Here is a 6514-nt window from a genome sequence, read left to right as displayed (position 1 = left end):
GCTTGCTTGGCGGCCCGACCTTCCCGTGCTGATGCGGTTGGCCGCTGCCCTGAGCGCCTGAGGCCTGTCCGACGCATTGGTGCCCGGGCAGGTCAGCTGATTCCAAAAACCTCAAACCCCGAAGCCCTCAACAACGACCCACCAAAAAGCTCTACGCACCCAACGGGCACACGCCCAGGTAGGCGTACGCCCGCGTGCCCACCCCACCCCACGCGCCCCAAACGGCCACCATGGTTCACTTGTTTTGGGTCTAGTGCTCACCTCCCTGGGCCACGGAGCCATCTACGAAGACTTGTGGTCGTCCCACATCTCAAGACAAGGTCGTATTACGCTGGTGATCCAATACGCGGTACTGAGCGCCTTGACGTTTTTTTGGCTGAAGCGCTGTTCCACGAAGCGCTCGGCCGACTCGCCAAACGAGCCCGGCGCATCCAAAACTGTCGGACGGCATGGTGGAACACTCTAGCTTCACTGCTGGCCTGGCCCTGATACTGTGGGTCCCGGTATCCTACCTGGCGTACGCACGCTACCGGCCGGCCAAGGCCGCGTGTCTTCTGGCGCTTGGGGCTACGATGCTGCTTCCCGAGCGCATGGAGTTCGACCCACCACTGCTTCCCCCCTTCAACAAGCACACGGTGTCAGCCAGCGCTAGTCTACTGAGCTGTCTGATCCTCCGGCGTGGCGCACTGCGTTTTCGCCCGGGTGGGATAGTGTGGACGACCATCGCTCTGCTGGTTATCGGTGCGCTCGGTACCGCACTCACCAATTCAAACCCGATCTTCACAGGCGGGGAGCGCCGCCCCGGGCTCACGTTTCACGATGCTATCGGCATGGTCGTCTCGGACACGCTCCGGGTCTTCACACCGTTTGTTCTGGGTGCCTCTTTGGTTCGCACGCGTAACGATCTGCGTTTCCTGATGCGCGCATTCGCGATGGCCGGTCTCTTGTACTCGTTGCTGATGCTGGTCGAGATCCGGTTGAGCCCTCAGCTGCACACGTGGGTGTACGGGTTTCACCAGCACAGCTTCGCACAGGCCATGCGAGGCGAGGGGTTCCGACCTACGGTGTTCATGCAACATGGACTTGCAGTGGCCCTCTTCACGGTCCTGGCCATCGTTGCCTCCACGAGCTGGGCCCGTGTCAATCCGGCGCTCTGGCGCATCCCCTCCAAGCTGGTGCCTCCCTACTTGCTGACCGTACTGATTCTAGCCAAGAGCCTGGCCGCAACCGTCTATGCGGCGATATTTCTTCCCCTTGTGGCCTTCCTGCACCCCAAACGTCAATTGCTGGTTGCAGCCTTGCTAGTCTCCTTTGTGCTGGCCTACCCGCTCTTGCGGCTCAGCGGTTCGATCGACACCCAGCGCATACTGGCCGCGGTGGGTTCTTTCGCCGACGCGGACCGGCTCGGATCCCTGCAGTTTCGGTTCGCAAATGAAGACATCTTGCTTGGAATCGCCTCGCGGCGTCTACTCTTCGGCTGGGGTGGGTACGGCCGTTCCAGGTTCTCCACGGTAGAAAAGCAGCGCGTCGTCACGGACGGCCACTGGATCATTGTGCTCGGATCGCGGGGGCTCTTTGGGTACTATGGTGGCATGGGGTTGCTTGCTCTTCCCGTGCTGTTCGCATTTGCTCGCCGCAAACTGCGCCGGGACCCGTGCGACTCGATACTGCTGGGATCCATTGCCACGATGCTCGGCGTGATCATGTTGGATCTACTACCCAATGGAATGCTCTTTGACCTCGGCTACTTCCTCGCGGGAGCCTTGCTGACCTGCTGTAGGACGCTTGCGGGCGCGAAAGAGGGGGGCACGCGGAATCTGGCTAGCTGAGCTAGTGGTGCAGGTCCGGCTTTCGCGGAAATCCGCAGCCAAGATTCGTGTGAGGCGGCCACGAACGCTGAGAACCGGGGGAATTGGCCTGCTTCTCGCTGGCGTCGTGGTCGCTCGCGTACGGTCGTAGCGCTTGGAGCGGGGCGCGACCATCACTTGGAAGGCACTCCTCCTCCGATCGCAGCAGATGCGAGAGTCGGATCCTCCCCGCGTGCGCGCACTAGGTCTATGGCTGGCCTCCACGCCAGCGGCAGCCAGGCCACAGTCACCGCGAATGTCACTAGCGAGGCTTCGATGTGCAGCGGCACGCCTACCGATCTAGCGTAGAGTGCCCCCTGCCAAACCACCAACCCTACCACCCCAATCCAAACGCTGAACACCAAATCGTGCCGCAGAGCATCGAGCCCCATGCGGCTTACCGCCCAAGACATCGCTAGGTAACGAAACACCTCGGAGAGCGCGAATCCCGCCACCGCACCGAAGAAACCGAAATGGGCAAAGCCCACGGAGATACACATCCCCATGGCCAAGAGCTTGATTCCGGATCCCAGAGCTAGCATGTGCACTTCTCCGCGGGCTGCCAGCACGGCACGTTGTGTTGTCGCACATACGGAAAACCAGGAAGACGCCCCGATCAGCTGTATCACCCAGCCACCGTCCCACCAGCGCTCGTCGTAGAGGACACGGAGGGCGGTCGGCCCCCCTGCGATAAGGCCGCTGAACGCCCAGCCGGCCGCAACCTGAACCGGAAGCCGGGTGCGCCGGAAGATCAAGCCGAGCGGCTTTCCACTCCGTTGAACCTTGGAGAGAACAGGGAAGATGACCTGATCCGCTAGTGCCGAAAGCAGTCCCAGCGGGATGGCCGCGAGCGTCGCGGCAACGTGGTATACACCGAGTGCGTCGAGTGGGATGAGCCGCCCGAATACGAGCCGGTCTATGCTCTGACCGGTAAGAAACGTGAGAGCCGTAGATAGAAAGATCCAGCGACCAAAGCGAAGGAGGGATTTGAGCGCTTCCCTATCCCACGCGAAGCGGTCCATTGGCCCCGGAAGCAGCAGTTGCGACAACAGCATCTGCGTCACGCTCGACACGAGCGCCCCACCCACCAGAGCCCACACGCTTGGGTACAAGAGGCTCCATATGAGCATCGTTCCAAACGAGGCTAGCTGAGAGACGAGGTTCACCAGTGTGACGCGGCCGATCGCAACCTCCCGCTGCAGCACGAACAGCTTCGTCGAGTTCAAGCCCGAAATCCCCGCATTCAACCCCACAACTGGGATCAGCCAGAGTAGCTCGTCATGGCCATACAGCCGCGCGCACGGCCAAGCGAGCAGCGCAGCCGCCAAGGTAAGCAGCATTCCCCGAGCAACCTGCACGGCAAACGCCGTCCCCAGGAATCTCGAATCCGAGCGTTCGTTCTGAACGATGCTGGGTCCGATCCCCACGTCGCTGAACAGCGTAAGCCCGGTGAGCAAAGCGTGAACGATGCTCATGAGCCCGAACGCCTCCTCGAAGAGCAGGCGCGTCAAGATAAGGCTGCTGGCGAACCGCAGCACGTATCCGCTTGCATGGCCCGCGACGGTGAAGACCGCACCCCTGCGGGCCCGACTTCCGAGAGTCTCTGTCGGTCTAGACATGCTCCATCGCACACTGCCTGCTAGCCCGTCCCTTCGGTACCGGAATAAGAGAGGTCCGGTTTGAGCGGGGAGGCGCAAACCGGTAAATCGACGTCTGCGTTCGGCCCTGAATCCCCACAGCGAGGCCGGCATCCCGGTGTTTTGCCTCATCGGGAACTCTACTCCTGTTGACACTCCCGACTGGGGCGGCATGGAGTCAGTCTACTCCTTGGACCGAACTGTGCTGGGCGAGCGCACACCGGCAAGTGTCGGCTCCGGAGACACGTGTCCGCCGACACAGAACCTTGGAATCGTGTAGCCCTGTATGTGTCCCAGCATTTTAGGTACGGACGGTCCTGCCCAACCGGGGCCGCCACAAAAGCATCACGGTCATTAATTGCCCGTGTCCACGGCCGTGTTTCACATAGTGGCCGGGGCGGTTGTCGGTCGTTCGTCCGCGGGTCGGAGTGACGAGCGACGCACTGCTGATTTCGGAAATGCGAGGGTAGAATGAGTGCACTTCGTTTGCCTGGATTACTGTCGAAGACATGGAGCACTTTGTCGGGGAGCCCGCTAGCAACGAGATTCGTCAAAGCGAGCACGTTCAGAGAACGCGAGCGAGCCGGGCTTGTGGGACGATCGAACTACGCATACGGCATGCTTCGTGCGGCGGACCTGGCTCACTACTTCGGCGCAAAGGAGACGACGGTGATCGAGTTCGGAGTGGCCAGCGGTGCAGGCCTACTGAATCTAATAGAGCTCGGCGAGATGATCACCGCGGAGACGGGGGTGCGGTTCCGGGTGGTGGGCTTCGACACTGGCACGGGCCTACCTACTGTCTCAGGCTATCGCGACCATGCGGAGCTTTGGATGCCCGGTGATTTTGCGATGGAAGGCAGCGAAGAATTGCTGGAGCGGCTTGGCGGTCGTGCGGAGCTGGTGCTCGGCGACATCGCTCACACCATCGTTCCCTTCATGGAGACGTTGTCGCGCGTCGCGCCAATCGGTTTCGTCTCAGTCGACGTGGACATCTATACCGCGACCAAGAGCGCATTGAAGATCTTGGGTGGTCCTCCTGAGATGTACGTACCAGCCGTTAGCATGTACTTCGATGACGTGTCGTTCTATTTCGCCAACGAGTGGTGCGGCGAACTGCTGGCCATAAGAGAGTTCAATGCCGAACACGAGCTCCGGAAGATCGGGCCAGATCGAAGCCTACCGGGTAGACGTAAGACGGCGGATAGCCCCTGGCATCGCCAGATGTTTGCGTGTCACATCCTGGACCATCATGCACGCAACGAAGCTCGCGACCGAAACGATCTGTCGATCGGCGATCACCACCGTCACATGAGTGCGAACTTCCTCTATTGAGAGGGCAACCGAGGGCGGGCGGTTGGGCTTAGAGTTGATGATGATTCGGTTTTACGATCGCGAGGCTCTGCGGAACGACTTCCACGCTGCTAAACCGTTCCCACATATCGTAATCGACGAATTCTTAGAGCCGGACGCAAGCGAGAGGATGGCAGCGAGCTATCCGAGCTTTGAAGCCGCTCTGCGCCACGGGCGGTCCTTCGACGCCGTTAACGAGGCGCGGAAAGTCCAGATTACGGATGCCAGGAGATTCCCCGAGCCGGTGGCCGAGCTGAGCCAACGCCTCCTATCACGGGAGTTTCTCGAGGACCTCGAGCAGATCACCGGAATCCCGCAGCTCCTGGCCGACAGCGAATACGCGGGTGGTGGTATGCATCTCACCGGGCCGGGTGGACGCCTTGACGTCCACGTGGACTTCAATTTCATGGAAGAGCGGAACTGGCACCGACGCCTGAACCTCCTGCTCTATCTGAACCCGGATTGGGACCCGGCATGGGGCGGTGCTTTGGAGCTCTGGGACGCCAGGGTAGAGCGCTGCCAGGTCGTGGTGCAGCCCAAGCTTAATCGCGCGGTAATCTTCGAAACTAGTGCTATCAGCTACCATGGCGTCCAGCCGCTGCGCTGTCCCCCAAGTCGCCAGCGGCTTTCCTTTGCGGTTTACTACTACACGCGAGAAGCACCGGCGGATTGGGATGGTAGCAAACACAGCACTATCTTTCGGTCACGACCGAGGGAGAAGTTCCGGGGCCACGTACTGATGCCACTCGAGAGGGCCAAGCGCCGCGCCCTCCCATGGCTCAAAAGGAACGTCAAGCGGGCAATTGGTCGGCGGTAGGGCGCCGGAACCGTTGCGATCGCAGGTAGCTGGGCCGCCGACATCGTACGGATAGGTCGGGAACTGGGGCAGACGGATCGGAGCGTATCCAGTCCGAATGCATCCGAACAGGCACAGAGGTAGGTACACCACTCGCCGTCAGCGGCTAAGCTAGGTTTCCGCGTACATTTCTGAGCGCCCACGGTGGCTCGGGCGCCGAAGAACTAGCAGAATCCTACCGCCGGTCGGAATCCAGCTTCCTTCTTCGCCTTCTTGGGTTTGCCGCCCGGGACCCCCGTGTCGTGAAATCCGCCTGGGCGATGCCTTAAGGCAGGAGCCAAAGAGACCGAAACGCCCACCACTGAGCCATCCCCACACCCACACTCCGGCACACGTCGCTTGCGTTCCAACGCGATCGTCGTACGACCCCTCGTCGTTACCCTGCCGCTATTCACAGGAGAGAGCCGCCCTCACCTCAGAACCACTCATCGCATCCTGGGATAGCACGCCGTAGTGCCGTAGGTAGCGTTCGAAATGGCGCACGCTCGATCGTTCCGAGCACTTCTCGCGAGCAAAACGCCTGGCGGCTGCACCCATCCTGGCGCAGCTTGTCTCGTCGTTCCATAGGGCCTCGATGCGCTCAGCCATGGCGTTGGCATCACCCGGAGGCACGAGCAGCCCATTGTCGTTTTCGCGCACGTAGTCACGCACGCCGCTGGAGTTCGTGACGACCTGCGCTTTACCCAAGTGCATGAAAGCAACCATAGTGGAGTGCCCGCAAGGCATCCGTGCGTGCGCGAGCGGCAACACGCAAAAACGACTATCGGCCATGAGGCGATTGAATCGTTCGAGTCCCACGTCCATGAGGACCGTTACGTTGGCGG

5 protein-coding genes are annotated in these 6514 nt (G+C 61.0%); 3 read left to right on the top strand and 2 right to left on the bottom strand.

Annotated elements, in window-relative coordinates:
- The first annotated feature begins 449 nt into the window (after positions 1-449).
- Positions 450-1829 (top strand): hypothetical protein, encoded by a 1380-nt coding sequence (locus MJD61_07660; GenBank protein ID MCG8555150.1) that lies wholly within the window; start codon positions 450-452, stop codon positions 1827-1829.
- A 152-nt stretch (positions 1830-1981) separates the two neighbouring features.
- Here the strand turns inward: MJD61_07660 and MJD61_07655 are convergent, their stop codons facing one another.
- Positions 1982-3466 carry an oligosaccharide flippase family protein gene (locus MJD61_07655; GenBank protein ID MCG8555149.1) on the bottom strand — a complete coding sequence of 495 codons (1485 nt, stop codon included), beginning with the start codon at positions 3464-3466 and terminating at the stop codon, positions 1982-1984.
- Positions 3467-4075: 609 nt separating this feature from the next.
- On the opposite strand from MJD61_07655, the gene MJD61_07650 reads away from it, so the two are divergent.
- Positions 4076-4816, top strand: a complete 741-nt coding sequence (locus tag MJD61_07650) for a hypothetical protein (GenBank protein ID MCG8555148.1) — start codon at positions 4076-4078, stop codon at positions 4814-4816.
- Between the two features lie 148 nt (positions 4817-4964).
- Complete coding sequence (locus MJD61_07645; protein MCG8555147.1) at positions 4965-5651, top strand: 2OG-Fe(II) oxygenase; 687 nt, start codon at positions 4965-4967, stop codon at positions 5649-5651.
- Positions 5652-6077: 426 nt separating this feature from the next.
- Here MJD61_07645 and MJD61_07640 read toward each other — a convergent pair.
- The coding region (locus tag MJD61_07640; protein MCG8555146.1) for a glycosyltransferase at positions 6078-6514 on the bottom strand (437 nt) is incomplete at its 5' end.

The organism is Pseudomonadota bacterium (genome assembly GCA_022361155.1).
Lineage (GTDB): Bacteria > Myxococcota_A > Polyangia > Polyangiales > JAKSBK01 > JAKSBK01.
The sequence above is the reverse complement of the archived record's forward strand: the minus strand, read 5'-3'. Positions and strand labels throughout refer to the sequence as shown.